Source organism: Mycobacterium sp. NGS35 (assembly GCF_059812855.1).
In genome coordinates, this window is the sequence record NZ_JCALDL010000012.1 from 104,048 (window position 1) to 130,970 (window position 26,923).

The following is a 26,923-nucleotide window of genomic DNA, read 5'->3' on the forward strand; positions in this document are numbered from 1 at the left end:
CCTCAGCCGGCCGGTGACAAGCCGGCATCCGCCGATGCGGGGGGCGTGTCGGCAGAACCGTTGATCGGAGCGCCGGTCACCGGTGCTTGACATGTCAAGGCCCCGTAATCTGGGTCGTCTCGGACCGGCAGCGCCCGTGGGGCGATGAAATCGTCGGCTTGGGCGGCCACCGCGTCGTCGACCAAGATCTCGCAATGCAGATTCGCGGAGTACGGCCATTCGATGGAAACCCGAAGCTTGGCCTCTTGGGTCGCGGGCAGCACGGTGTTGGCTTCGAATACCCGTCCGGGAAGCATCGTCGGGGTCGCGGTTTCGGTCTGGTTGTTCTGGGCGGCGTAGCTGATCAACGCGCCACGCGACGCACCATCGATCCGGACGCGATAGGTGACGTTGTGCAAGTCGACATTGTCAGCTGCGGCGTGGGGCGCGATCACTTGACCGCCGGCCGCCGCGGCAACCACGCAGGCGACGCCCACGGCAATGCGGATGGCGGTAATCATGAAGAGGAGATTACCTGCGCCACGTCAGCTCGATGCCTTCGGTGGACAGCCACCGGTTCAGGTCATGTCCGTGCTGAGCGAGGCCTGTGATCGCCCGGACGGCTCGATGGAGGGCCTGCTCGGCTTTCCGGGATGTCACGAGCCCATGGTGGTGGGCGGCCAAGAGTTCGTCGACATCGAGCAGCTCAGTGCAGCGACCGGCGTGGGTGACCAAATCGAGGTAGTGGTCCTCGGTGCGCCAGACCGAGTCGCCCGCAACGATGTCGCCGATGTCGAGGTAGAAGTCCTGCTCGCGTTCGTGGCCGGGATTGAAGTGGAAGACGTTGACCCGCAACCCTAGCGCAGGCAACAGCCAGGATTGCAGGTAATGGAACTGGACGCGGCCGGGCGTCGGCCGGGCCATGTACAAACCCCACGGCGTGACGGTGTAGACGTCGACGGCGCGCACGATGCCTTTCGGGTCGGTGTTGGTGCGCGCGACGAGGTCGAACGTTTCACGTTTCGGCGGATGAATGGGCCCAGCTTACGTGCGGGAAGAGAACCTGTCGGTGGCTGGTTCTACGCTGGTGAACGCGGCTGAGTGCCGCGTGAAGGGGAGACTGCATGGCATTCGCGACCGAGCACCCTGTGCTTGCCCACTCGGAGTACCGCCCAGCCGCAGAGGCCGTCAAGGGGCTGGTGCGCACCGGCCGTCGCTTCGAGGTGGTCAGTCCGTATGAGCCGGCAGGAGACCAGCCCGCAGCGATCGACGAGCTCGAACGCCGGATCAAGGCCGGCGAGCGTGACGTGGTGCTGCTCGGGGCGACGGGCACCGGGAAGTCAGCTACCACCGCGTGGCTGATCGAACGCTTGCAACGGCCCACCCTGGTGATGGAACCGAACAAGACGCTGGCTGCTCAGATGGCCAACGAGCTGCGAGAGATGTTGCCGCACAACGCCGTCGAGTACTTCGTGTCGTACTACGACTACTACCAGCCTGAGGCGTACATCGCGCAGACCGACACCTACATCGAAAAAGACAGCTCGATCAACGACGACGTCGAGCGGCTGCGGCACTCGGCCACCTCCAGTCTGCTGTCGCGGCGGGACGTCGTCGTCGTGGCGTCGGTCTCTTGCATCTACGGCCTCGGCACCCCGCAGTCCTACCTCGACCGGTCCGTCGAGGTGCAGGTCGGCATGGAGGTTCCGCGCGACGCGCTGCTGCGGCTGCTGGTCGACGTCCAGTACACCCGCAACGACCTGGCCTTCACCCGCGGTTCGTTCCGGGTGCGCGGCGACACCGTCGAAATCATTCCGTCGTATGAGGAGCTCGCTGTGCGCATCGAGTTCTTCGGCGACGAGGTCGAAGCGCTGTACTACCTGCACCCGCTCACCGGCGACGTGATCCGACAGGTCGATTCGCTGCGGATCTTCCCCGCCACGCACTACGTGGCCGGCCCGGAACGGATGGCGCAGGCGATCTCGACCATCGAGGAGGAGCTGGCGGAGCGGCTGGCCGAACTCGAACGCCAGGGCAAGCTGCTGGAAGCACAGCGGCTGCGGATGCGTACCAACTACGACATCGAAATGATGCGGCAGGTCGGCTTTTGCTCGGGTATCGAGAACTACTCGCGGCACATCGACGGCCGGCCACCCGGTTCGGCGCCGGCCACGCTGCTCGACTACTTCCCCGAGGACTTCCTGCTGGTCATCGACGAGTCGCATGTCACTGTTCCGCAAATCGGCGGGATGTACGAGGGCGACATCTCGCGTAAACGCAACCTCGTCGAGTACGGGTTCCGGTTGCCGTCCGCTATCGACAACCGACCCCTCACCTGGGAGGAGTTCGCCGAGCGGATCGGGCAGACGGTCTACCTGTCGGCGACGCCGGGCCCATACGAACTCAGCCAGACAGGCGGCGAATTCGTCGAGCAGGTGATCCGCCCGACCGGGCTGGTCGACCCCAAGGTGGTGGTCAAGCCCACCAAGGGCCAGATCGACGACCTGATCGGCGAAATTCGCAAGCGTGCCGACGCCGACGAGCGGGTTCTGGTGACGACGTTGACCAAGAAGATGGCCGAAGACCTCACCGACTACCTGCTCGAGATGGGGATTCGCGTTCGCTACCTGCACTCGGAGGTCGACACCCTGCGCCGCGTGGAGTTGCTTCGGCAGCTGCGGCTGGGGGAGTACGACGTGCTCGTCGGCATCAACCTGCTGCGCGAAGGCCTCGACCTGCCGGAAGTGTCACTGGTGTCGATCCTCGACGCCGACAAGGAAGGCTTCCTGCGATCGACCCGAAGCCTGATCCAGACCATCGGCCGCGCCGCTCGCAACGTGTCCGGCGAAGTCCATATGTACGCCGACAACATCACCGAGTCGATGAAGGAAGCCATCGACGAGACCGAACGGCGCCGGGCCAAGCAAATCGCCTACAACAAGGAACACGGCATCGACCCAAAGCCCCTGCGCAAGAAGATCGCCGACATCCTCGACCAGGTGTACCGCGAGGCCGACGACACCGACACCGTGGAGATCGGCTCCGGCCGGGCCGTGTCGCGAGGCCGCAGAGCGCAAGGCGAGCCGGGACGCGCCGTCAGCGCCGGGATCGTCGAGGGCCGCGACACGTCGAACATGCCGCGCGCCGAGCTAGCCGATCTCATCAAAGACCTCACCGCGCAGATGATGGCCGCAGCGCGTGACCTCCAGTTCGAGCTGGCGGCCCGGATCCGCGACGAGATCGCAGACCTGAAGAAGGAACTGCGGGGGATGGACGCCGCCGGGCTGAAATAGGCACCGACAGCAACGTTTCGCAGAAGAACCTCGAGTGACTGCCTGCGAAACGTCACGCTCGGTGGCCGCCATGGCACTGCTTGATCTGAACCGCGGTTGAGGCCTTAGCGTGGCTCGAGTGAGCGAAGTGACCGTCGCAACGGGTACGTGGCGGCAGCTGCTGGGCCGGGAGCGATTCCGGACGTCTGCGCTGCTGGCCGGCGGCGTGGCCCTGTATGCGACCAACGAGTTCCTCACGATCAGCCTGCTGCCCAGCACGGTCGCCGACATCGGCGGCCAGCGGTTCTACGCGTGGGTGGTCACGGTGTATCTGGTCGGCTCGGTGATGGCGGCGACGGCGGTCAACCCGCTGCTCATGCGGTGCGGGCCGCGGATGTCATACCTGCTGACCCTCGTGCTCTTCGCCGTTGGCACCGTGGGGTGCGCAGTCGCCCCGAGCATGGAACTGTTGCTCGTCGCGCGCAGCGCGCAGGGCGCGGCCGGCGGAATTCTGGCCGGCCTCGGGTACGCCGTGATCAACGCCGCCCTGCCGCAGCACCTGTGGACCCGCGCGTCGGCGCTGGTATCGGCCATGTGGGGGGTCAGCGTGGTCGTCGGTCCTGCGATGGGCGGGGTGTTCGCCCAATTCGGTGTCTGGCGTTGGGCGTTCGGCGCGTTGGCGATCGCGACGGTCGCAATGGCGGCGCTGGTGCCGGGCGCCCTGCCGGCTCAGGAGCGAAGCGCACCGGCGCCGGCGGAGCTCGCGCGGATGCCGGTGTGGTCGCTGCTGATGCTTGGTGCGGCGGCGCTGGCGATCAGCCTTGCCGGTGTGCCGCACAACATTGCCGCCACTGCGGGACTGCTCGGGCTGGGTGTCGCTCTGGTCGCCGCCTTCCTGGTTGTCGACAGCAGGGGGCGAGCGGCGGTGCTGCCGCGCGCCGCATTTGGTCCCGGACCGTTGAAGTGGATGTACGTCAGTGTCGGCGTGCTGATGGCGGCGACGATGGTCGACATGTATGTGCCGCTGTTCGGGCAGCACCTTGCCGGCATGGCGCCGGTGGTCGCCGGATTCCTCGGTGCGGTCCTGGCGATCGGCTGGACCTTCTCCGAGATCGCCAGCGCGTCGGTGAACCGGACACGGGCTGTCGTGCGCATGGTGGCGCTAGCGCCGGTCGTCATGGCCACAGGCCTTGCGCTCGCGGCATGTTGTGTCGACGACGAGCCCGCCTGGCCGCGGCTGGCCGTCTGGGTCGCGGCGCTGTTCCTCACGGGCACAGGCGTCGGCATCGCGTGGCCTCACCTGTCGGCGTGGATCATGGGCGCGGTGGACGACCCGGTCGACGGCGGTGCGGCCGCGGCCGCGATCAACACCGTGCAGTTGATTTCCGGCGCCTTCGGAGCGGGCCTTGCCGGGGTAGTGGTCAACACCGCGACAGGCGGCGAAGTTGCGACTGCGCGTTGGCTTTTCGGTGTCTTTGCGGTGCTGGTGGTGGTCGGTGTGCTGGCGTCGTACAGGTCATGTGCCGGCCGGCTGGACTAGGGCTAGGCGAACACCGCTTACGCCCGCACATCTGAATCAGTGTGAGGGAAACGCTGGAAAGGTGCCGGGTTGGCTGGCATCGTCACGTCGCGTTGCGGGTGTGGCTGAGTGGCTAGGCACCGGCCTGCAAAGCCGTTTACGCGGGTTCGAATCCCGCCACTCGCTCGCAATGCCTCGGTTCGCCCGACGGCACCGTTTCGCCGTTGAGCTCAGGACAGCAGGGCCGCCGCGAACCGAAGGTCGGCGACCAGCGCGTCGAACGCCTTGTCACGATCTTCGGGGGGTCCGCGCAGCACCGACGACGGGTGCACCGTCGCGACCACCTGCGGATCGAGGTCCAGCTGGATGGCGGTGTCATCTGTGGGCAGGCGTAGCGCCTCACTGCGGTGGGCTGTCAACCGGAAGTCATTGCCTAGCAGAGCTTTTGCGGCTGTGGCGCCCAGCAACACCACCAGGTCAGGCCGCACAGCTGTCATCTCGGCGATCAGCCATGGGCGGCACGCGACCACTTCTGTGCGGCTGGGCGTCTTGTGGATACGCCGCTTGCCCCGCTCGGCCTGGGTGAATTTGAAGTGCTTGACGGCGTTGGTGACGTACACGCGCTGGCGGTCGATGCCAGCAGCGATCAACGCTTTGTCGAGCAGCTTGCCCGCGGGCCCGACGAACGGCAGGCCCGCGCGGTCCTCCTGGTCGCCGGGCTGCTCACCGACGAGCATGACCTGAGCGGACGGCGAACCGGCGCCGAACACCGCCTGCTCGGCATTAAGGTAGAGGTCACAGCCGCGGCATCCTTGGGCGGCGGCGGCAAGGTCCGCCAGGTCTCGAGTCTGCGGCACGAATTCCTGCGCGCCCACTACGGCCATCTGCATCACCCCTTCGTCGAGCGTATCGGGCGCAATCGGGGCACACGCGCGAAGTGAACCACTGTGTCAGAAGGACCGGAGGTGTCGAATACCCCTGCACTTCAACGCGATCGCGGCCACCGCCGGACCAACCGCCGTAGTAAGGCGAGGGGTGCCGACGAATCGCGCTGACACACAGGCGAATTGAGCGAGCGCAGACCTACTGCGGCCAGTATCGTGAGCTCGTTCGTCCGGCGGCACGCGTGTCGGCAATCTCACCTGGGCCCGCTTGCAGTCACCGTTTCGGCCGGTGAGCAGCTGAAATTGACACCTCCGAAGGACCGGGGTGTGGTCAATCGCTCACGTTGTCACTGGCCAACCGGCTAAGGTCATGGGTTGGTGTAGCAACCGACGACTGGGAGGGTAAATGAGCGCCTATCGGACCATCGTGGTCGGAACCGACGGCTCGGATTCATCACTGCGTGCGGTAGACCGGGCCGGCGCCATTGCCGCTCAATCGGGCGCCAAGGTTTATGTCGCAAGCGCGTACTTCCCGCAGCAGGATGACCCGCGAGCGGCCGATCTGCTGAAGAACGAAAGCTACAAGACCACGGGTGCGGCTCCGATCTACGCGATCCTCAAGGAGGCTCACGAGCGGGCGTCGGCGGCTGGGGCGAAGGACGTGGAAGAGCGGCCCGTCGTTGGTGCCCCCGTGGACGCGCTCGTAGAGCTCGCCGAAGAAGTCAATGCCGATCTGCTGGTCGTTGGCAACGTCGGGCTGAGCACCATCACAGGTCGGCTCCTCGGCTCGGTGCCGGCCAACGTTTCGCGTAAAGCCAAGACCGACGTGCTGATCGTTCACACCACCTGAGTCCGGCGCCGCACCCAGCCGACGCCTGCCTGAAGGGCCGCCGCCGCGAAGAGTGAAATGGCAAGCGGCACAACCCAATTGCCGAATCGCTGATACGGTGTGGTTGCAGAGGTGAGCGGAACGTCGACGACGACGGCGCCGCGAAAGCGCGGTGGACACCAGGCGAGTTCGCGTCCCTGAGCGTCGAACGCCGAGCTTTGGCCGGACAACCCGGCATGCAGCGCCGGCCGTCCCACTTCGACGGCGTGGACCGCAGGCTGGCTGGCGAGTTGCGGCTGCGCCCAACTGCCCTGAAACGTCGACGTGGAGCTTTGATACGCCAGCAGGTCGGCGCCAAGCTCGACGGCGCGCCGTGGCATGTCGGAGAAGGTCGCTTCATAGCTGATCAACGGAGCGACAGCGAGCGCGTCGGCGTGCAGCACGACGGGTCCGCTGCCGCGGCGACGGTCCTCGGTGGCGGCCTTGGTGTGGCGGGTGAGCGGGCCCAACACAGGCCGCAGGGGAACATACTCGCCGAATGGGACCAGCCGCGTCTTGCGGTACGAGCCTTGCGGGCCGAGGGGTCCGACCAGCACCGATGACTTCGAGATACCGCCTGCCGGTGCGGGCGCGTCGACGTTGACGAGGAGCAACGACCCGATCCGCCGCGATAACGCGGCCAGGCGTGCCGCGACGTCCGGATGCGTGGCGAGGTCGACGCCGACGCTGCTCTCACCCCAGACCACCAGGTCCAATCGCTGGCCAGTGAGCGTCGCGGTAATTGCCTCACCGGCCTTCTCACGTGCGGCGGAGTCGTCGATGTCGCCTGCTTGAACCAGTGCGACACGCACCGTCCGGCTGGGTGCGGGATCGGATTGCAGCAGGAACCACGTCGGGCCGACAACCACGCAGAGCAGCGCGACGCCCGCCCCCGCGAGGCGCCGCCGGCACACGCCCGGCGACACGACTCCGACGAGGGCGGTGTTGCAGGCGGCGACGAGAAAACTCGTGAGCCACACTCCGCCCACCGAAGCCGAAGCCATACTGGCCGGCTGATTCCACTGCGACGCACCAAGCAAAGCCCAAGGACCGCCCAGACTCTGCCAGGATCGCGCCGCCTCGGCGATCACCCATGCGCTCGGTAGAACAAGCACTGCGGCAAGCAACCTGGCGGTTGTCAGCGGTGACCTCAGCAGCCGCTGCGCGGCCCAGCCCCACGGCACCCACAAGATTCCGAGCAGCATTGCAATGCCGAGCAGCAGCGGTCCGGCGCTCGGAAGCAGCCAGTGCTGGCTGGCCAGCACGAAACCGCCGGCGCCGCACCAGCCGCGGATGCCGCCCTGCCAGCCGGTCGGTGCGGCACGCACCACGAGCAGCAGCGGAACCACACCGAACCAGGCCAGCCACCACCATGAAGGCGCAGGGAAGGCGAGGGCCGCCAACGCACCGAGAAGAAGGGCAAGCGCGCCGCCGCGCGCGGCGTCCGTGTGCCGCACGACCCGCAGGGCAGACCGTCGCCCACCCCCGTTTCGGGTCACCGCTGACCGGTCACCACCCGCGTTCTCGCCATTCCGGAAGATGCGGTCTTTCAGCGCCCAGCGTCGTGTCGTCGCCGTGGCCCGGGTAGACCACCGTGGAATCGGGATAGACCTCGAACACTTTTGTAGTGACGTCGGACAGCAACTGCTCGAAATCGCCCGGCTGCCAGGTCTTTCCGACACCGCCCGGGAACAGGCAGTCACCTGTGAACAGCTGTGTGGCATCACCGGCGCCGTCGAGCGCCAGCGCCACGGAGCCCGGCGTGTGCCCACGCAGGTGGATCACGTCGAACGTCAGCTTGCCGACGTTGATCTTGTCCCCGTCGTGCAGCAGGCGATCCGGTTTCACGGGCAGCCCTTCGGCGTCGACCTCGTGGGCGGCCGTCGGGGCACCGGTGGCGTCGGCCACGGCCTGCAACGCCTGCCAGTGGTCGAAGTGCTGATGGCTGGTGACGATCAGCGAAAGCTTCGGCGCATGCTCGCGGATCAGCGCGATCAGGTCGTCGGCGTCGTTGGCGGCGTCGATCAACAGCGTCTCGCCGGTCTCGGAACATGTGATCAGGTACGCGTTGTTGTCCATGGGACCCACTGAGGCCTTGATGACCGTGGCGCCGGGAAGCGTGCGGCGCGCGGCGGTCCCGGGCTCGACGTGGCCGGTGTAGTTGTCCGTGACGGCAGTCATGACGTCACGTTAGCGCCGGCGCGAGAACACGCCGAGTGCACCCGAACGTGAAACGCAGTGCGACGACACGCCGGTGAGCGCGCAGAGGATTCACACTCGCGGGGCAAGCCGACTGACAGCCCCGGCGTGTCTGTCGGTGGACCCACATAGCATGGGCAGGGATCGCGTCTATTGGAAGGAACCGGGTGGCTGACCGCCTGATCGTCAAGGGTGCGCGTGAGCACAATTTGCGAAGCGTCGACCTTGACCTGCCGCGCGACGCGCTGATCGTCTTCACCGGCCTGTCCGGGTCCGGCAAGTCGTCGCTGGCATTCGACACGATCTTCGCCGAGGGTCAGCGCCGATACGTCGAGTCGTTGTCCGCGTATGCCCGCCAGTTCCTCGGCCAGATGGACAAGCCGGACGTCGACTTCATCGAGGGCTTGTCACCGGCGGTCTCGATCGACCAGAAGTCCACCAACCGCAACCCGCGCTCCACCGTCGGCACCATCACCGAGGTCTACGACTACCTGCGGTTGCTGTACGCCCGCGCCGGCACCCCGCACTGTCCGGTCTGCGGTGAACGGATCGCCCGCCAGACGCCGCAACAGATCGTCGACCAGGTGCTCGCCATGCCGGAAGGCGCGCGCTTCTTGGTCTTGGCTCCGGTGGTCCGCACCCGCAAGGGCGAGTTCGCCGACCTGTTCGAGAAGCTGAACGCGCAAGGCTACAGCCGCGTCCGCGTGGACGGCGTCGTGCATTCGCTCACGGACCCGCCCAAGCTGAAGAAGCAGGAGAAGCATGACATCGAGGTGGTGGTCGACCGACTGACCGTCAAGCCGTCAGCCAAGCAGCGCCTCACCGATTCAGTGGAGACGGCGCTGCAACTCGCCGACGGCATCGTCGTGCTGGAGTTCGTCGACCACGAACACGACCATCCGCACCGCGAGCAGCGCTTCTCCGAGAAGCTGGCCTGCCCCAACGGTCATCCGCTGGCCGTCGACGACCTCGAGCCGCGGTCGTTTTCGTTCAACTCGCCGTATGGTGCCTGCCCGGAGTGCACCGGCCTGGGCATCCGCAAGGAGGTCGACCCCGAGCTGGTTGTGCCCGACCCGGATCTGACGCTGGCCGAAGGCGCGGTGGCGCCGTGGTCCAACGGCCACACCGCCGAGTACTTCACCCGGATGCTGGCCAGCCTGGGTGAGCAGATGGGTTTCGATGTCGACACGCCGTGGCGCAAGCTCCCGGCCAAGGCGCGCAGGGCGATTCTCGAAGGCTGCGACGAGCAGGTGCACGTCCGCTACCGCAACCGGTACGGGCGTACCCGGTCGTATTACGCGGACTTCGAAGGCGTCATGGCGTTCTTGCAGCGCAAGATGGAGCAGACCGACTCCGAAACCATGAAGGAGCGGTACGAGGGCTTCATGCGCGACGTGCCGTGCCCGGAATGCCAGGGCACCCGGCTGAAGCCGGAAATCCTCGCGGTCACGCTGACCGCGGGGGAGCACGGCGCGAAGTCCATCGCCGAGGTCGCCGAGCTCTCGATCTCCGACTGCGCCGCCTTCCTCAACTCGTTGACGCTCGGCCCGCGCGAGCAGGCGATCGCCGGGCAGGTTCTCAAGGAGATCCAATCGCGGCTCGGGTTCTTGCTCGACGTGGGTCTGGACTACCTGTCGCTGTCGCGGGCGGCGGCGACACTGTCCGGCGGTGAGGCGCAACGGATCCGGCTCGCCACGCAGATCGGCTCCGGCTTGGTCGGCGTGCTGTACGTGCTCGACGAGCCGTCGATCGGCCTGCACCAGCGCGACAACCGCAGACTGATCGAGACCCTGCTGAGGCTGCGGGATCTGGGCAACACGCTGATCGCCGTCGAACACGACTTGGACACCATCGCCCACGCCGATTGGGTGGTCGACATCGGTCCGGCGGCGGGCGAGCACGGCGGGCGGATCGTGCACAGTGGCACGTATGACGAGCTGCTTCGCAACAAGGAGTCGCTCACTGGCGCATACCTGTCCGGCAAGCAGAGCATCGACGTGCCGGCCATGCGGCGGCCGGTGGATCGCCGCCGGCAGCTGACCGTCGTCGGCGCCCGGGAGCACAACCTGCGCGGCATCGACGTGTCGTTCCCACTCGGAGTTCTGACGTCGGTGACTGGTGTGTCCGGCTCGGGGAAGTCGACCTTGGTCAACGACATCCTCGCGGCGGTGCTGGCCAACAAGCTCAACGGTGCGCGACAAGTGCCGGGCCGGCACACCCGGGTCACCGGCCTCGACCACGTCGACAAGCTGGTCCGCGTCGACCAGTCACCGATCGGGCGCACCCCGCGGTCCAACCCGGCCACCTACACCGGCGTGTTCGACAAGATCCGCACCCTGTTCGCGGCCACCACTGAGGCCAAGGTGCGCGGCTATCAGCCGGGGCGGTTCTCGTTCAACGTCAAGGGCGGCCGCTGCGAGGCGTGCACGGGTGACGGCACCATCAAGATCGAGATGAACTTCCTGCCGGACGTCTATGTGCCCTGCGAGGTCTGTCACGGAGCCCGGTACAACCGGGAAACTCTGGAGGTGCACTACAAGGGTAAGACGATCGCCGAAGTGCTCGACATGTCGATCGAGGAGGCCGCCGAATTCTTCGAGCCGATCACCTCGATCCACCGGTACCTGCAGACGCTGGTCGACGTGGGATTGGGTTACGTGCGCCTGGGGCAGCCGGCCCCCACGCTGTCCGGTGGTGAAGCGCAGCGGGTGAAGCTGGCCGCGGAATTGCAGAAGCGTTCTACCGGCCGCACGGTCTACATCCTCGACGAGCCCACCACCGGCCTGCACTTCGAAGACATCCGCAAGCTGCTGGCGGTCATCAACGGCCTCGTCGACAAAGGCAATACGGTCATCGTGATCGAGCACAACCTCGACGTGATCAAGACTTCGGACTGGATCGTCGACATGGGCCCCGAAGGAGGCGCCGCCGGCGGCACCGTGGTCGCCCAGGGCACACCTGAAGACGTCGCGGTGGTGGCGGAAAGCTACACCGGGCAATTCCTCGCGGACATGCTGGGACTTCGGCGGCGGCGCGGCCGGGTCAGCGCCTAGAGTTTGCCGACACTTGATGCGGGCGGCGCCGGAAAGCGATACGTTTCTGGCCAAAGGTGTAAAGGTTCGTCGATTTCAACGAGGAGATCATGTCGAGGACAGTGGTGATCGGCGCGTCGAGCGGCCTGGGGCGGTGTATCGGCGTCGGACTCGCCCAGCGCGGCCACCAAGTGGCGCTGCTGGCCCGGCGTCGTGAACGGCTCGACGCTGCGGCTAAGGAAGCGGGACCGCAAGCCGTCGCGATGGAATGCGACGTCACCGACGAGGATTCCATTCGCTCGGCCGTCAACGGCGCCGTCGAAGCGCTGGGCGGCCTCGACAATCTCATCTACACGCCGGCTGTCGGCCCGCTCGTGCGTCTCGTCGACACCTCGGCGAAGACTTGGCGGCGGGTGTTCGACACCAACGTCACCGGGGCGGCGCTGGCCACGGCGGCCGCGGTGCCGCACCTCAAGGCGTCCGCGGGCAAGGTGGTCTACCTGTCGTCCGACGCGGGCACGCTCACCCCGCCGTGGCCCGGCCTCGGCGCATACGGGGTCAGCAAGGCCGCGTTGCAGAGCTTGGTCGACGCGTGGCGTGGCGAGCACCCGGAGATCGGGTTCACCTGCCTGATCGTCGGCGAGTGCGCCGGCGGCGACGGCGACGGCCAGACCGGGATGAGCATCGGCTGGGATTCCGAGCTGGCCATGAAGGCCTACCCGATCTGGATGGCACGCGGCTACATGCCCGGCCAGCTGATGCCCGTCGAGGACCTGATCGAAGTGGTGCACACGATTTTGCGCACCGACGCTGCCACCTCGATGCCCACCGTGATCGCCAGAGGCGCGCCGACCCGCCCCGCCGAAGCGCTGCTGTAACAGACGGTTTCGTCGTCGGCAGGGGTCAGTTCCGCGCGGCGGCGCCGGCCTCGTCGTCCACGTCATCCGGCAACACGAACATCGGTCCGCCCAGAGGACCGTGAAAACCCTTGAGACAAGCTGTGTTTGGCCGCCCCACGGTTTTCCGGGAGCAGGTTCGTATGTTCCGGACAACTCCGGTAGCGCTGCGCCGCTCGTCGAAGGTGAAGGTGCGCACCGGCTACCCGTCGTCGCTGGTGCGGTCCCCGGACTGCATGGACTTGCGGATCTCCGCGAGTCGGTCCGCGGCAGCCTGTTGCCGCTCTTCGTACTGTTGCTCGACCGAGCGCCCTTCGGGGCTTTCCGCGTCGAGTTCAGCCGCGCCTAACGCCGTGCCGTAGCGGGTCTCGATTTTCTCGCGCACCGAGTCGAACGTCGGCAGTCCCGACTCGCTGTAACCGGAATCAGTCGGAGTTTCTTCGTCGGGCATGCCGACACGGTACTCCCGGCTTATCGCCCTGCTGCCTGATACTGACGGCCGGGCGCCGGCGGTGTGGTGGTCGGTGACGGGAAACCGACGTGCGGTACACCCGGCGTGCCGATCTGAGCCGCCAGCCACGGCAGCGCGGATGCGAATGCCATTGCGGCAAAGGGCCAATCGTGTTTGCCCGCCTGGGTCACCACCGCGCAGTCGATGCCATGCGCTTGGCCCAGTGCGCACAAGGTATCCGCGGCAATCGCCTGCTCGCCGGGTGAACTCGTCGGTGCACTGTTGGCGGCTGGCGTCGCATGCGGCCGGGCCTGCTGACCGCCGTGCACCTCGAACCAGCCCGCCACGTCGGCGTATCTGCCATGCCTGGTCATCACCGTGGACGGATCGAAGGCGGCCCACGCGTCGGCGTTCCCGCCGAACAGCCGCGCGATCGTCTGCGCCTTGTTGCCGGAGTTGGGGCTGAGGTCACCCGCGATGTCCTCGAATGCTTTGAACATATCCGGGTGCATCACAGTCAGATCCACTGCGCAGGTGCCACCCATGGACCAGCCGACGACGCCCCAGTTGGCCCGGCTGGAGCTGACGCCGAAATTCGAAATCATAAAAGGCACAACGTCTTTGGTGAGGTGATCGGCGGCGTTGCCACGCGGGCCGTTGACGCACTCGGTGTCGTTGTTGAACGCGCCGCCGGAGTCGACGAACACGAACACCGGTGCGTAGCCGCCGTGCGCGGCAGCGAAGTCGTCGATGGTCTTGATCGCATTGCCTGCCCGCAACCAGTCAGCGGGCGTGTTGAACTCGCCGCCGATCATCATGACGGTCGGCAGTCGCGGGGGAGGATTGGTCGCGTACCACGCGGGGGGCAGGTACACCAGTTCACCGCGATGCTTGAACTTCGAGGCGGCGTCGCTGATGTCGACCGGGACGACGGTGCCTTTGGCCGGCATTATTCCGGTGCGCTGCATGGCGGCGACGGTCGCGGAGTCGGTCTGGTCGGGCAGCGGCCCCGCCGTCATCTGATTCCATGCCGTCTGCACGGTGGGGAAGTAGCCGACCCACTGGTTCAGCGCCAGCGCCGCGCTCAGCGCGCACAACGGCACGGCCGTCATCGCCGCGCCGCGGCGCCACCAGCGGACCCGCCGCCAACCCAGCACGAGCACGCCGAGCGCCAGGCCGCTCAAGCCGATCCATATCGACAGCGACCGCGGCGCGGGATCTCCGGCCAGGCCCTCGCAGTTGATGTACCACCGGGCAGCGGCGGCCGTCGCAACGCCCAGCAGAACCGCCGTCGGCAGCCACACGGCCCGCCACCGCCGTGAGCGCCATCCGATCGCCAGTAGCAGCACCGTGATTGCGACGGCTTGCACCAGCGCCGGCACCCAGCCGTGCATCAGCGAGATGCGCTGGTGAAAGGGCCATGATGCATCCGCGAGCACCAACTCAGATGTGGACGGCACGGCATCATCGTGGCCCGCCAAGCTGGGCGAACGCTGTGAACGCCCTAACGGGGCTTGGCCAGCGGGAAGGGCAGGGTTTCGCGGATGCTTCGGCCGGTGATCGTCATGACAACTCGGTCCACCCCCATGCCGAGCCCACCGGTCGGCGGCATCGCGTACTCCATGGCTTGAAGGAAGTCCTCGTCGAGTTCCATCGCCTCCGGGTCCCCGCCGGCCGCCAGCAGTGACTGCTCCAGCAGACGGCGGCGCTGCTCGACCGGATCGGTCAACTCGCTGTAGGCCGTGCCGAGTTCGACGCCCCAGGCGACCAGATCCCAGCGCTCAGCCAGCCCGGCCGTGCTGCGGTGCGGACGGGTCAACGGCGACACCGAGATCGGGAAGTCCTTGTAGAACGTCGGTTCTTCGGTGCGCTCCTCGACGAGCCGCTCGTAGAGCTCGAGCACCACGGCGCCGGCGTCCCAATGTGTCAGGTATGGGACATCGGCGCGGTCGCACAGCCGCCGCAGCGTGCCCAGGTCGGTGTCGACGTCGATCTGCTCGCCCAGCACCTCCGACACCGCAGAGTGCACCGTCTTGACCTGCCACGGTCCCGAGATGTCGACGGGGACCAATGTGCCGTCATCGCGTGGGCGCATCACCACGCACTCGCGGTTGGCCGCCACCGCGGCGTTCTGAATCAGTTCACGGCAACCGTCGACCCAGCTCATGTAGTCGGCGTGCGCCTGGTATGCCTCCAGCAGGGTGAACTCCGGATTGTGGCTGAAGTCGACGCCCTCGTTGCGGAACGCCCGCCCCAACTCGAACACCCGCTCCACGCCGCCCACGCACAGCCGCTTGAGATACAACTCCGGCGCGATGCGCAGATACAGGTCGAGGTCGTAGGCATTGATATGGGTGAGAAACGGCCGAGCGTTCGCACCGCCGTGAATCTGCTGCAGGATCGGCGTCTCGACTTCCACAAAGCCCTTGGCGGTCAACGTCTCCCGGATCGCACGCAGCACGTGGCTGCGCGCGGCGATGAGATCCCTCGCCTCGCGGTTGATCGCGAGATCCACGTACCGGGCGCGCACCCGCGCCTCGGGGTCGGTGAGGCCTTTCCACTTGTCCGGCAGGGGGCGAAGACACTTGCCGGTCAGTCGCCATCGGCTGACCAGCAGGGAGCGGGTGCCGTTCTTGCTGTAGCCCATGGTCCCGGTGACCTCTACCAGGTCGCCCAAGTCGATCGCCGCGGTGAAGTCTGCGGTCGAGCCGCCGTCGAGCTGCGAATTGTCGAGCAGCAGTTGGACATCGGCGGACCAGTCGCGCAGGTCGGCGAACAGCACACCGCCGTAGTCGCGGACCCGCAACACCCGCCCGGCCACGCTTACGGTCTCGTCGTCGTCGGCTTCGTCGAGCGCCTGTGCGATCGTGTGGCTGGGCGGCCGGCCGACGGGATACGGGTCCACGCCGTCGCGTTGGAGTGCGGCCAACTTGCCCATCCGCACCCTGACCTGCTCCGGCACCCGGGCGGGCACATCCGCGACGACGGCCTCAGGCAGGGCGGCGACGTCAGGCGCGGTGCCGTCATGGTGCAGCGCGCCGGTGGCCACCACCTGAGTGGGTGCGTGCGTGTGCTGGCCGGTGTGCTGCCGATTGCGGCGCGAAAACGGCAGCACCAGAAAGCCTTCCGCGATCACCGACGCCACGCCGACGCGGGGGATGAGCCGCGCGTCCTCATAGCACGCGTAGCGGGGCACCCAGTGCGGTTGGTATTTCATGTTGGACCGGTACAGCGTTTCCAGCTGCCACCACCGCGAGAAGAACACCAGCAGGGCCCGCCACAGCCGGGCGACGGGGCCGGCGCCAAGTCGCGCGCCCTCCTCGAAGGCAGACCGGAACATCGCGAAGTTCAGCGAGATCCGGGTGATTCCGAATCGCTCGGCTTGCATGTTGAGTTCGCTGACCATCAATTCGATGGTCCCGTTCGGGGATTGCGGAGAACGGCGCATCAGATCGAGCGACACCCCGGTGCTGCCCCACGGCACCAGCGACAACATGGCCACCACGTCACCGTCGGCATTGACCGCCTCGACGAGCAGGCAGTCGCCGTCGGCGCTGTCGCCCAGGCGGCCCAGCGCCATGGAGAAGCCGCGTTCGGTTTCGGTGTCGCGCCAATCATCTGCTCGCGCAATCACTTTCGCCATCTCGTCGGCGGAGATGTCACGATGCCGGCGGATGCGCACAGTCAGCCCCGCGCGACGGGCTCGGGTCACAGCCTGCCGGACCGCGCGCATGCTGGGGCCCGACAGCCGGAAGCTGTCGGGGTAGAGAATCGCCTCGTCGCCGAGCTGCAGCGCATTGAGCCCGGCCGCCCGGAACGCCTCGGCGCCTTCGGAGCTGGCGCCCATGACGCCCGGTGCCCACCCGTACCGCTGGCACAGCTGCAGCCACGCGTCGATGGCCGCCGACCAGGCCCGTGGATCGCCGACCGGGTCGCCGCTGGCCAAGCACACGCCCACCTCGACGCGATAGGTGATCGCGGCGCGCCCATTCTCGGCGAACACCACCGCCTTGTCGCGGCGGGTGGCGAAGTAGCCCAGCGAATCGTTCTTGCCGTACACCTCCAGCAAGCCGCGGATGGCCGACTCGTCCTCTCCGGTGAGCGCGTTGTCGGCGCGCTGCGACTGAAACAGCACGATGGCGGCTGCCATCAGCGCGACGGCGCCGAACAAGCCGAACAGCGTGTTGAGCACGACGTGCGGGTGACCGGTGAAGAAGTCCGGGTCCGCGATCGCGAACACACTCACCCGGTTCAGCGCGTACGCCAGCCGCTGATCGGCTGGCACCGTGCCGGGGAACGCCTCGAGCAACCCCCACGCGAGCAGGGTGCCGATCACCATCCCGGCTACCAGCACACCCGCGGCCTTCCATACCGCGCCGCGGCGCACCCGCGCGTAGAACTCCCGGTACGAGAGCACCAGCGCCGCGATCGCGGCGAGGTGCAGCCCCAAGCCGACGAGCTCGCCGGTTATCTCGAAGCGGTTCTCATCGCCGGACACGATGTCGCCCACGTTCCATCCCGCCGCGAACACCAGGTTGAGCACCAGAAGCCACCACGCGATCCGTTTGCGGGCGGCCAGCGCGGCGGCCAGCAGTGCAAGCACGAACGACCAGGCGAAGCTGGTGTCGGGGAAGTTGAAGACGTAGTCGTCGATGAATTCGCGCGGTACCCGGATCGCCCAGCGCACCAGCGGCGACAGGCTCGCCAACAACGACAACGTGGCGATGACGCCCACCACCCAGCCCGCGATGGCAGGCATCCAGGAGAGTCGGGAAGACGGCCGCGTCGTCGTGAGGGTCATCAGCGGCGAGGATATTCGCTCAGCGGGGGAATACGGGGGAACTCGCGGCTGTTAGTCGGCTGAGATAGATCAGGTCATGGCTGCTAGACTGCATGCGCGACCGTTCCTGAGCGCTCTCAGGGACAGCAAGTGGAGTCCCGCTCCCACCGTTGGCCACACCGGCTCAACGGTCCGGTCACCCGCCCGAAAGGGTGTGTTCCGCGTTTCGCGCGGGCGGCGTCACGCCGCGATCGGTCGGTATCGGGCCCCGCATCAGACGGGGCCCTTTTGCTGACGGCGAGGCCTCGACTGCTGTCTTCTGAATCCGCGTTCACGAACCCCGTCGCAAGGACACAATATGTACGACCCAGGGAGGCCACATCACCACTGAGACCCGCGTCAACGAGCGCATTCGAGTTCCAGAAGTCCGTCTGATAGGACCCGGCGGCGAGCAGGTAGGGATCGTGCGCATCGAAGACGCACTCCGCGTCGCCGCGGATGCCGATCTCGACCTTGTCGAAGTAGCCCCCGACGCCAAGCCGCCGGTCTGCAAGATCATGGACTACGGCAAGTTCAAATACGAGACGGCCCAGAAGGCGCGCGAGTCTCGCAAAAACCAGCAGCAAACCGTCGTCAAAGAGCAGAAGCTGCGTCCCAAGATCGACCCGCATGACTACGAGACCAAGAAAGGTCACGTCATCCGCTTCCTGGAAGCCGGCTCGAAGGTCAAGGTGACGATCATGTTCCGCGGTCGCGAACAGTCCCGCCCCGAGCTGGGCTACCGGCTGTTGCAGCGGCTGGGCGCAGACGTCGCCGACTACGGCTTCGTCGAGACCTCGGCCAAACAGGATGGCCGCAACATGACGATGGTGTTGGCGCCGCACCGCGGTGCGAAGACTCGGGCGCGCGCGGCGCAACAGGCCAGCGGTCAGCCGAATGGCCAGCCAGACACCACCGAAACTTCACAGAACTGAGGACAAATGCCCAAGGCCAAGACCCACAGCGGAGCGTCAAAACGCTTCCGGCGCACCGGAACCGGCAAGATCGTGCGTCAGCGGGCCAACCGTCGTCACCTCTTCGAGCACAAGCCCACGACGCGGACCCGACGGCTTGAAGGCCGCGTCACGGTGTCCACCAACGACGCCGGTCGGATTCGGAAGTTGTTGAACGGCTGAGCAATCCGCACCCGACAGGGAGCGACGTCGGCCCGAACGACCATTTCCTCTGATTCCTCTGACACGAACGAGATAGGAACAACAAGCCATGGCACGCGTGAAGCGGGCGGTCAACGCCCACAAGAAGCGGCGCACCATTCTCAAAGCCTCCAAGGGCTACCGCGGCCAGCGGTCTCGGCTGTACCGGAAAGCCAAAGAGCAGCAGCTGCGTTCGCTGAACTACGCCTACCGCGACCGTCGGGCGCGCAAGGGCGAGTTCCGCAAGCTGTGGATCTCCCGGATCAACGCGGCCGCCCGCGCCAACGACATCACCTACAACCGGTTCATCCAAGGCCTCAAGACGGCCGGCGTGGAGGTCGACCGCAAGAACCTGGCCGAGATCGCGGTGAGCGATCCGGCGGCGTTCACCGCGCTGGTCGCCGTCGCGAAAGCCGCGCTGCCTGACGATGTCAACGCTCCGACGTCCGGCGAGGCCGCCTGAGGCCGGTCCTCACTGAACGCTCGTCGCGGGTGACCGCCGCGGCGAAGTTGCACCGCCACGTCGCCCGTCAGCGGGCCGGGCGGTTCCTCGCCGAAGGGCCCAACCTCGTCGCGGCGGCGCTGCGTCAGGGGACGGCGCGCGAGTTGTTCGTCACCGAGGCCGCCGCATCGCGGTTCCTCGCTCTGCTCGACACTGCCGACGTGCCAGTCCATCTGGTGTCCGAGCGCGCCGCAAAGGCACTGTCCGACACTGTGACTCCGGTAGGTCTCGTGGCGGTGTGCGAGCCTCGGGCGGTGTCGCTGTCCGACGTCCTTTCCGAGCAGCCGCCGCGGGTCGTCGTCGCCGTCGGGATCTCTGAACCGGGCAATGCCGGCACGCTGGTCCGGCTCGCGGACGCATTGGGCGCCGCCGCGGTGGTCCTGTCGGGCCACAGCGTCGATCCATACAACGCGAAGTGCCTGCGGGCTTCCGCAGGCAGCGTGTTCACGATCCCGGTAGTCGTGGAGCCGGATCCCGCCGCGGTGATCGACGCGTTGCACGAAGCGGCCCTGCAGGTGTTCGCGACGACGCTCGACGGCGAGGTCACCCTCGACGAGGCGGAGACGGCGCTGGCAGCGCCGACAGCGTGGGTGTTCGGATCCGAAGCACACGGGTTGGCGCCGCACATCGCAGAACGTGCCGACCGGCGCGTGCGGATCCCGATGTCCGGCGGTGCCGAAAGCCTCAATGTCGCAGCGGCAGCGGCAATTTGCCTGTATATGACGGCGCGGGTGCAGCGGCTGCACCGCCGCTAAGCAGCCCGGCTTCGCCCTCGCGCAGGCCGCAGCCCAGCCAGTGAGAACGTGCTGTGCACCAGCGACCCGGCACGCTCGACGATCGTCTTACGGCGGGGGACGTAGTGCATCGGCAGGCCACGCCGGTCGCGGGGCGGCCCCATGAAGGCCGGCGCCTCCACCAGCGGCGCGTCTGCGGGCAATTTGCCTGCCGCACGCTTGTAGGCCGCCACGGCTCGCGGATGCAGCCGGATCTCCTCGGGTACCACCACGAACAGTGCTTCGACGGCCTTGCCGAAGAGCCGCAGCAGGATCTCGTCGCCAGGGGTCCAGCGCATGCCCGCCTTCTCGCGCACCGCCGGGTCGAACAGCCCAGCCGCGATCCAGCGTTGCCCGGCGATCAGAGGTTTGAACATCTGATCCCACACGGGCGTGGGCAGCAGCACGAATTTCGGCTTGGGGATGCGGATGTCGAAGATGTCGCGCGCCGCCTGGTTCATCTCCAGTTCCTCGCGGCACACCCGGTCCCAGTACTGCTGGAATTCTTCCCAGGTCTTGGGCACGGGGCGCATGCTCATGCCGTACATGCGGTACCACCGCACGTGCTCGTCGAACAGCTGACGCTTCTCGGCCTCGGTCAGCCCACCGCAGAAGTATTCGGCCGTCTTGAGCACCAGCATGAAAAACGTGGCGTGCGCCCAGTAGAACGTTTCCGGGTTCAGCGCGTGATAGCGACGGCCCTCGGCATCGACGCCCTTGATGGTCTTGTGGTAACTGCGGACCTGCTCGCCGGTCTGGCGCGCCCGGTCTCCGTCGTAAACCACGCCCATGATCGGGTACACCGACCGGGCCACCCGCTGCAGCGGTTCGCGCAACACGATCGAGTGCTCCTCGACGCCCGCACCGAGCTCCGGGTACATGGTCTGCAGGGCGCCGATCCACACGCCCATCATTCCGGTACGCAGGTCACCGAAGTATTTCCACGTCAGCGAATCGGGTCCGAGCGGATCGACGTCGGAGTTCGGGGACGAACCGGTGATGGATGGCGCGCGCACGCTTCCTCCTGAGAACTGCCATTGTCCCGAGAATAATGTTGACAACACACGTTGTCTACCAGCCTGCAGTGGTGTGTTATCTGCGGGCAATCGCCCCGCCGCACCGCTGTGACCAGCCTATTTACCCCGGCGACGGCGGCAGTGAGGCAGAGCTGACATTGCTAGCGGTCAGAACCGGCCTCTACGCTGGCGAATGTGCAAGTCGAGCCGTCCGGCGACGCAACCGGCGGCCTCGGGGAAGTTGACGGGTCACCCGATGACCGGCCGGAGCAATCGCCACCCAAACGGGGCGGAGCAGCGGCGTGGCTGACGAACACCAATCACAAACCCGGGGTCATCGCCGCTATCCGTCGTGCCCGTAAAGCCCTGCCGGGCGATCCGCACTTCGGCGATCGGCTGTCGGCGAGCGGGATCGGCGGACCGGCCGCAGCAGCGCGTGCCACGGATCGGCTGCTGGGCGATCGCGACGCGGTGACCCGCGAACTCAGTCTCGGCGCGTTGCAGGTGTGGCAGGCGCTCAGTGAACGCATCACCCGCAAGCCCACGCAGGACGAAGTGACGCTGGTGTTCACCGACTTGGTCGGGTTCTCGCGATGGGCCTTGAAGGCGGGTGACGACGCCACGCTCAAGCTGCTGCGACAAGTGGCGCAGGTCGTGGAACCGCCGCTGCTGGAAGTCGGCGGTCAGGTGGTCAAGCGGATGGGCGACGGCATCATGGCCGTGTTCCCCGACCCGGTCACCGCCATCGCCGCGATCAGCGTCGCCACCGAGGCGCTGAAAAACGTTGAGGTAGAGGGCTACTCGCCTGTGATGCGGGTGGGCATCCACACGGGCCGACCGCAACGGATCGGCTCGGACTGGCTGGGCGTCGACGTGAACATCGCGGCCCGCGTGATGGAATGCGCAGGCAAGGGCGGTGTGCTGGTGTCGGGTGCCACGCTGGAGCGGTTGACACCCGAGCAGCTCGACCAACTCGGCGTCTACGCCAAGCGTCTGCGCCGGCCCATGTTTGCCCACCGGCTCAGCGGGGTACCTCCGGACATCACCATGTATCGGCTGGAAACTCGCAGAGACCTCGCAGCCGCCGATACGCCGAAACACGGTCGCGCCCAGGAATAGTGGAGTCGATGGTCACGCGAACGCTGTCCACATTGTTTCGCCTGCGGGTCACGCTTGGTTATGCGGCTGCCCTGCTGGTGGTTGCCGTCACGCTCGTGATGCTCGGTCCCGCAGCACAGCACCACGTGATTGCGCACATGAGCACGAATCTGCACAATCTCGCCCACTTTCGGCTCGGCACCCTGATCGGCAGCGCGTTCGTCACCGAGACAGGACCCATTTGGGTGTGGTTGCCGGGGCTGGTCAGCCTGCTGGCGTTGGCGGAGCTGCTGTGGCGCAGCGGGCGGGTGCTGGTCACCTTCGCCGCAGGACATGTGGGGGCGACGCTGATTGTCGCGGCAGGGTTGGCCGCGGCCGTCAAGCTGGGCTGGCTGCCGATGTCCGTCGCGCACGACCCGGACGTCGGGATCAGCTACGGCGCCGTCGCGATATTGGGTGCGCTCACCGCGGCGATTCCGTCACGCTGGCGGCCGGCCTGGATCGGCTGGTGGGTGTCGGTGGGGCTGTTGGCGGTGTGCGCCAACGCCGACTTCACCGACGGCGGCCACTTCGTAGCGCTGCTGGTCGGCATTGTGCTGTCGCTGCGATTCGGCACCGTCACCCGCTGGACCCGGGTACGGGTGGCGCTGTTCGGCATGGGCGCCGCATTCGGCTATCTGGTTCTGGTGAACACCGGGCTGTCGCTGGTGCTCGCGCCCATCGTCGGGGTCGTAGGCGGATTCACCGCGCACTGGGTCGCAAGCCGGTGGCGCGCCCGTCGTGCCACGCCCGAACTGGCCGCTGCGTCGACGTAGCAGCACCAAGCGTCGAGGTCGCGGCGCACCGGCATCACCTATGATCGCCGGGTGGCTGATCAGCCCGTGGACCTCTCGGAAGAAGCACTGGCCAAGGCAGTCAGTGCTGCTCGTGATGCCTTCGATCTGGCTGCCGACCTCGACGCGCTGGCACGGGCCAAGACCGAACATCTGGGCGACCGCTCGCCGGTGGCACTGGCCCGCCAGGCTCTGGGCAGCATGCCCAAGACGGATCGCGCCGACGCCGGCCGACGGGTCAACATCGCACGTGCCGAGGTGCAGCGGGCTTACGACGAGCGGCTGGCTGTACTGCGAGCCGAACGCGACGCCGCCGTGCTGGTCGGCGAACGCATCGACGTCACGCTGCCGTCCACCCGCCAGCCGGTCGGGGCGCGGCACCCGATCACGATTCTGGGTGAGCACGTTGCCGACACGTTTGTCGCGATGGGCTGGGAGCTCGTCGAGGGACCGGAGCTGGAAACGGAGCAGTTCAACTTCGACGCTTTGAACTTCCCGCCTGATCACCCGGCGCGCAGCGAACAAGACACGTTCCACGTCGCACCGGAGGGTTCACGCCAAGTGCTGCGCACCCACACGTCGCCGGTGCAGATCCGCGCGCTCCTCGAGCGCGAGCTGCCCGTGTACGTCGTCTCGATCGGGCGCACCTTTCGCACCGACGAGCTCGACGCCACGCACACTCCGGTGTTTCACCAAGTCGAGGGGCTTGCTGTGGATCGGGGGCTGACCATGGCCCATCTGCGTGGCACGCTCGACGCGTTCGCGCGCGCGGAGTTCGGGCCGCAGGGCCGCACCCGCTTTCGCCCGCACTTCTTCCCGTTCACCGAGCCGTCGGCCGAAGTGGACGTCTGGTTCGCCGGCAAGAAGGGCGGCGCGGGCTGGGTCGAGTGGGGCGGCTGCGGAATGGTGCACCCGAATGTGTTGCGCGCCTGCGGAATAGACCCCGATGTCTACTCCGGCTTCGCGTTCGGTATGGGCCTGGAACGCACGCTTCAGTTCCGCAACGGCATCTCGGACATGCGCGACATGGTCGAAGGCGACATTCGCTTCTCGCTGCCGTTCGGGGTAGGAGCCTGATGCGGGTTCCGTACAGCTGGCTGCGCGACGTCGTGCAGGCCGGGGCGCCCGGATGGGACGTGCCGCCCGACGAGCTCGAGCAGGCGTTGATCCGCATCGGACACGAGGTCGAAGAGATCATCCCGGTGGGGCCCGTCACCGGCCCGCTCACCATCGGCCGCGTCGTCGACATCGAAGAACTCACCGAGTTCAAGAAGCCGATCCGCGCGGTGAAAGTGGATGTGGGTGAGCATGATCCTCGCGACATCGTCTGCGGCGCAACCAATTTCGCGGTCGGCGAGCTGGTGGTCGTGGCGCTTCCCGGTACGGTGCTGCCGGGTGATTTCACGATCGGGTCGCGCAAGACCTACGGGCGGATCTCCGACGGCATGATCTGCTCGGCGGCCGAACTGCGGCTGGGCGCCGACCACAGCGGGATCATCGTGCTGCCCGACGGCACGGCATCGCCCGGTGACGACGCGGCGCCAGTCCTGGGACTCGACGATGTGGTGTTTCATCTGGCGATCACCCCCGACCGCGGCTACTGCTTGTCTGTGCGCGGCCTGGCCCGCGAGATCGCGTGCGCCTACGACCTCGACTTCGTCGACCCGGCCGACGTGCCGGCGCTGCCCGCCGAGGGCGAGGCCTGGCCGTTGAGCATCGACCCCGCAACGGGTGTGCGGCGGTTCGCGCTGCGTCCGGTGACCGACATCGACGCGGCCGCGGTGTCGCCGTGGTGGTTGCGCCGGCGGCTTCTGCTGTGCGGGATCCGGCCGATCTCGCCGGCCGTCGACGTGACCAACTACGTGATGCTCGAGCTCGGCCATCCGATGCACGCGCATGACCGCAACCGGATCACCGGCGGGCTGCGTGTGCGGTTCGCGCGGCAAGGCGAAACCGTCGTCACCCTCGACGACATCGAACGCCGGCTGACCGCAGACGACGTGTTGATCGTCGACGACGTCGCCACCGCGGCGATCGGCGGCGTGATGGGCGCCGGTACCACCGAGATGCGCGACGACTCCACCGACGTGCTGCTCGAGGCTGCCGTATGGGACCCCGCCGCCGTGTCGCGCACGCAGCGCCGACTGCATCTGCCCAGCGAGTCTGCGCGCCGCTACGAGCGATCCGTCGACCCGGCGATCTCCGTCGCCGCTCTCGACCGCGCATCGGCGTTGCTGGCCGAAATCGCCGGTGGCACAGTGCAACCCAAGCTCACCGACTGGCGCGGCGAGCCGCCCCGCGACGACTGGTCGATGCCGCCCATCGACATGGCCGCCGATCTGCCCGACCGCATGGCAGGGGTGAGCTATCCCGACGGTGCCACACGGCGGCGCCTGGAGCAGATCGGCGGGACCGTGACGTCGTGCGACGCAACACTGACCGTGACGCCGCCGAGCTGGCGGCCAGATCTTCTGCAGCGGGCCGACCTCGTCGAGGAGGTACTGCGGCTCGAGGGGCTCGAGCTGATTCCGTCGGTGATGCCGCTGGCGCCGCCCGGCCGCGGACTGACCGCTGGGCAGAAACGCCGCCGGGCGATCAGCAAGTCGCTCGCGCTGTCCGGCTACATCGAGGTATTGCCGTCGCCATTTCTGCCCGCGGGCGTGTTCGACCAGTGGGGTCTGCCGGACGACGATCCGCGACGCGTCACGATGAAGGTACTCAACCCGCTGGAGGCAGACCGTCCGGAGTTGGCGACGACGCTGCTGCCAGGACTATTGGAAGCATTGAGTCGCAACGTATCCCGTGGTTTCGTCGACGTCTCGCTGTTCGCGGTCGAGCAGGTGGTGTTGCCGACGGAGCGCACCCGGGCGAGCGACCCGCTGCCGGTGGATCGCCGCCCGACGGACGCGGAGATCGCCGCGCTCGACGACTCACTGCCGCGCCAACCGCAGCACGTCGCCGCGGTGATGGCCGGACTGCGCGAGCCGCGCGGGCCGTGGGGGCCGGGCCGGCCGGTGGAAGCGGCCGACGCGTTCGAGGCAGTGCGCACGGTGGCGCGTGCGGCCGGCGTCGAGCTGACGCTGCGCGCGGCTCAACAGCTGCCGTGGCATCCGGGCCGGTGTGCGCAAGTATTGGTCGGGCACACGGTCGTCGGGTATGCGGGCCAACTGCATCCGGCGGTGGTGGAGCGCAGCGGATTGCCGAAGGGCACCTGCGCGGTCGAACTGGATCTCGACGCGATCCCGATCGCCGAGACGCTGCCGGCGCCGACGGTGTCGCCGTTCCCGGCGGTGTTCCAGGACGTCAGCCTCGTCGTCGCGACCGATGTCGCCGCCCAAGCCGTGATCGACGCGCTGCGGGAAGGCGCTGGCGAACTGCTGGAGGACATCCAGCTTTTCGACGTCTACACCGGCCCGCAGATCGGCGAGGGCCGCAAGTCGCTGACGCTGGCGCTGCGGTTCCGGGCCGCCGACCGCACGCTGACCGAAGAAGAGGCCTCTGCGGCGCGGCAGTCGGCGGTGCGCCTCGCCGCCGAGCGGGTCGGGGCGGTTCAGCGCGGCTGACATCCGTTCCTTGCCGCGAGCGCGCGTGTTTGCACACCGACACGCCGGTGCCGTGCGTACAAGAG

22 protein-coding genes and 1 tRNA gene are annotated in these 26,923 nt (G+C 67.3%); 14 read left to right on the plus strand and 9 right to left on the minus strand.

Annotated features, from left to right (window positions below; genetic code table 11):
• Window positions 1-2: 2 nt before the first annotated feature.
• The gene (locus AC5Y4C_RS18130) at window positions 3-500 is read right to left on the minus strand and encodes a hypothetical protein (RefSeq protein WP_499913878.1); all 498 of its coding nucleotides are present in this window, start codon (window positions 498-500) and stop codon (window positions 3-5) included.
• A 10-nt stretch (window positions 501-510) separates the two neighbouring features.
• Window positions 511-1,014 carry a ribonuclease FAU-1 family protein gene (locus AC5Y4C_RS18135; protein WP_499910127.1) on the minus strand — a complete coding sequence of 168 codons (504 nt, stop codon included), beginning with the start codon at window positions 1,012-1,014 and terminating at the stop codon, window positions 511-513.
• 89 nt (window positions 1,015-1,103) lie between these two features.
• Here AC5Y4C_RS18135 and uvrB point away from each other — a divergent pair, with 89 nt between their 5' ends.
• From uvrB to AC5Y4C_RS18150, 3 genes are all read left to right on the plus strand, one after another.
• Window positions 1,104-3,272, plus strand: a complete 2,169-nt coding sequence (gene uvrB, locus AC5Y4C_RS18140; protein WP_499948961.1) for an excinuclease ABC subunit UvrB — start codon at window positions 1,104-1,106, stop codon at window positions 3,270-3,272.
• 118 nt (window positions 3,273-3,390) lie between these two features.
• The gene (locus AC5Y4C_RS18145) at window positions 3,391-4,791 is read left to right on the plus strand and encodes an MFS transporter (RefSeq protein ID WP_499964019.1); all 1,401 of its coding nucleotides are present in this window, start codon (window positions 3,391-3,393) and stop codon (window positions 4,789-4,791) included.
• Between the two features lie 94 nt (window positions 4,792-4,885).
• A tRNA-Cys gene (locus AC5Y4C_RS18150) sits at window positions 4,886-4,956 on the plus strand.
• A 44-nt stretch (window positions 4,957-5,000) separates the two neighbouring features.
• Here the strand turns inward: AC5Y4C_RS18150 and AC5Y4C_RS18155 are convergent.
• Window positions 5,001-5,660 (minus strand): UdgX family uracil-DNA binding protein, encoded by a 660-nt coding sequence (locus tag AC5Y4C_RS18155; RefSeq protein WP_499948968.1) that lies wholly within the window; start codon window positions 5,658-5,660, stop codon window positions 5,001-5,003.
• Window positions 5,661-6,060: 400 nt separating this feature from the next.
• Between AC5Y4C_RS18155 and AC5Y4C_RS18160 the strand changes: the two genes are divergently transcribed.
• Window positions 6,061-6,504 carry a universal stress protein gene (locus AC5Y4C_RS18160; RefSeq protein ID WP_499910046.1) on the plus strand — a complete coding sequence of 148 codons (444 nt, stop codon included), beginning with the start codon at window positions 6,061-6,063 and terminating at the stop codon, window positions 6,502-6,504.
• Here the strand turns inward: AC5Y4C_RS18160 and lnt are convergent.
• Window positions 6,492-7,979 (minus strand): apolipoprotein N-acyltransferase, encoded by a 1,488-nt coding sequence (gene lnt, locus AC5Y4C_RS18165; protein WP_499964017.1) that lies wholly within the window; start codon window positions 7,977-7,979, stop codon window positions 6,492-6,494. The two genes, AC5Y4C_RS18160 and lnt, sit on opposite strands and share 13 nt — an antisense overlap.
• 52 nt (window positions 7,980-8,031) lie before the next feature.
• Window positions 8,032-8,703, minus strand: coding sequence for an MBL fold metallo-hydrolase (locus AC5Y4C_RS18170; RefSeq protein WP_499948972.1), 672 nt, complete (start codon window positions 8,701-8,703; stop codon window positions 8,032-8,034).
• Between the two features lie 185 nt (window positions 8,704-8,888).
• Between AC5Y4C_RS18170 and uvrA the strand changes: the two genes are divergently transcribed.
• On the plus strand, window positions 8,889-11,774 hold the full coding sequence (gene uvrA / locus AC5Y4C_RS18175) for an excinuclease ABC subunit UvrA (RefSeq protein WP_499964015.1): 2,886 nt from the start codon (window positions 8,889-8,891) through the stop codon (window positions 11,772-11,774).
• Window positions 11,775-11,875: 101 nt separating this feature from the next.
• Window positions 11,876-12,631 carry an SDR family oxidoreductase gene (locus AC5Y4C_RS18180; RefSeq protein WP_499964104.1) on the plus strand — a complete coding sequence of 252 codons (756 nt, stop codon included), beginning with the start codon at window positions 11,876-11,878 and terminating at the stop codon, window positions 12,629-12,631.
• Window positions 12,632-12,851: 220 nt separating this feature from the next.
• On the opposite strand, the gene AC5Y4C_RS18185 is transcribed toward AC5Y4C_RS18180, so the two are convergent.
• The 3 genes from AC5Y4C_RS18185 to lysX form a co-directional block, all read right to left on the minus strand.
• Window positions 12,852-13,100, minus strand: a complete 249-nt coding sequence (locus AC5Y4C_RS18185; RefSeq protein ID WP_499948977.1) for a PspA/IM30 family protein — start codon at window positions 13,098-13,100, stop codon at window positions 12,852-12,854.
• Window positions 13,101-13,120: 20 nt separating this feature from the next.
• The gene (locus tag AC5Y4C_RS18190; RefSeq protein ID WP_499964102.1) at window positions 13,121-14,494 is read right to left on the minus strand and encodes an alpha/beta hydrolase; all 1,374 of its coding nucleotides are present in this window, start codon (window positions 14,492-14,494) and stop codon (window positions 13,121-13,123) included.
• A 110-nt stretch (window positions 14,495-14,604) separates the two neighbouring features.
• Window positions 14,605-17,901, minus strand: coding sequence for a bifunctional lysylphosphatidylglycerol synthetase/lysine--tRNA ligase LysX (gene lysX, locus AC5Y4C_RS18195; RefSeq protein WP_499964013.1), 3,297 nt, complete (start codon window positions 17,899-17,901; stop codon window positions 14,605-14,607).
• A gap of 359 nt (window positions 17,902-18,260) precedes the next feature.
• On the opposite strand from lysX, the gene infC reads away from it, so the two are divergent.
• The 4 genes from infC to AC5Y4C_RS18215 all read left to right on the plus strand — a co-directional run bounded on the left by infC (window position 18,261) and on the right by AC5Y4C_RS18215 (window position 20,330).
• A complete protein-coding gene (gene infC / locus AC5Y4C_RS18200) occupies window positions 18,261-18,854 on the plus strand; it encodes a translation initiation factor IF-3 (RefSeq protein WP_499910135.1) in 594 nt (197 codons plus the stop codon).
• A gap of 6 nt (window positions 18,855-18,860) precedes the next feature.
• Window positions 18,861-19,055 carry a 50S ribosomal protein L35 gene (rpmI, locus tag AC5Y4C_RS18205; RefSeq protein ID WP_499910059.1) on the plus strand — a complete coding sequence of 65 codons (195 nt, stop codon included), beginning with the start codon at window positions 18,861-18,863 and terminating at the stop codon, window positions 19,053-19,055.
• 88 nt (window positions 19,056-19,143) lie between these two features.
• Entirely contained in the window at window positions 19,144-19,536 is a 393-nt protein-coding gene (gene rplT / locus AC5Y4C_RS18210; protein WP_499964011.1) for a 50S ribosomal protein L20, read from the plus strand.
• Entirely contained in the window at window positions 19,533-20,330 is a 798-nt protein-coding gene (locus AC5Y4C_RS18215) for a TrmH family RNA methyltransferase (protein ID WP_499964100.1), read from the plus strand. Before rplT ends, AC5Y4C_RS18215 begins: the two co-directional genes overlap by 4 nt.
• On the opposite strand, the gene AC5Y4C_RS18220 is transcribed toward AC5Y4C_RS18215, so the two are convergent.
• Complete coding sequence (locus tag AC5Y4C_RS18220) at window positions 20,327-21,349, minus strand: oxygenase MpaB family protein (protein ID WP_499910139.1); 1,023 nt, start codon at window positions 21,347-21,349, stop codon at window positions 20,327-20,329. The two genes, AC5Y4C_RS18215 and AC5Y4C_RS18220, sit on opposite strands and share 4 nt — an antisense overlap.
• A gap of 210 nt (window positions 21,350-21,559) precedes the next feature.
• Between AC5Y4C_RS18220 and AC5Y4C_RS18225 the strand changes: the two genes are divergently transcribed.
• The 4 genes from AC5Y4C_RS18225 to pheT are packed head-to-tail and all read left to right on the plus strand — an operon-like array spanning window position 21,560 to window position 26,858.
• The gene (locus AC5Y4C_RS18225) at window positions 21,560-22,483 is read left to right on the plus strand and encodes an adenylate/guanylate cyclase domain-containing protein (protein WP_499910063.1); all 924 of its coding nucleotides are present in this window, start codon (window positions 21,560-21,562) and stop codon (window positions 22,481-22,483) included.
• An 8-nt stretch (window positions 22,484-22,491) separates the two neighbouring features.
• The gene (locus AC5Y4C_RS18230; RefSeq protein WP_499910065.1) at window positions 22,492-23,277 is read left to right on the plus strand and encodes a rhomboid-like protein; all 786 of its coding nucleotides are present in this window, start codon (window positions 22,492-22,494) and stop codon (window positions 23,275-23,277) included.
• A gap of 51 nt (window positions 23,278-23,328) precedes the next feature.
• A complete protein-coding gene (gene pheS / locus AC5Y4C_RS18235) occupies window positions 23,329-24,372 on the plus strand; it encodes a phenylalanine--tRNA ligase subunit alpha (RefSeq protein WP_499964009.1) in 1,044 nt (347 codons plus the stop codon).
• A complete protein-coding gene (pheT, locus tag AC5Y4C_RS18240; RefSeq protein WP_499964007.1) occupies window positions 24,372-26,858 on the plus strand; it encodes a phenylalanine--tRNA ligase subunit beta in 2,487 nt (828 codons plus the stop codon). Before pheS ends, pheT begins: the two co-directional genes overlap by 1 nt.
• Window positions 26,859-26,923: the final 65 nt, after the last annotated feature.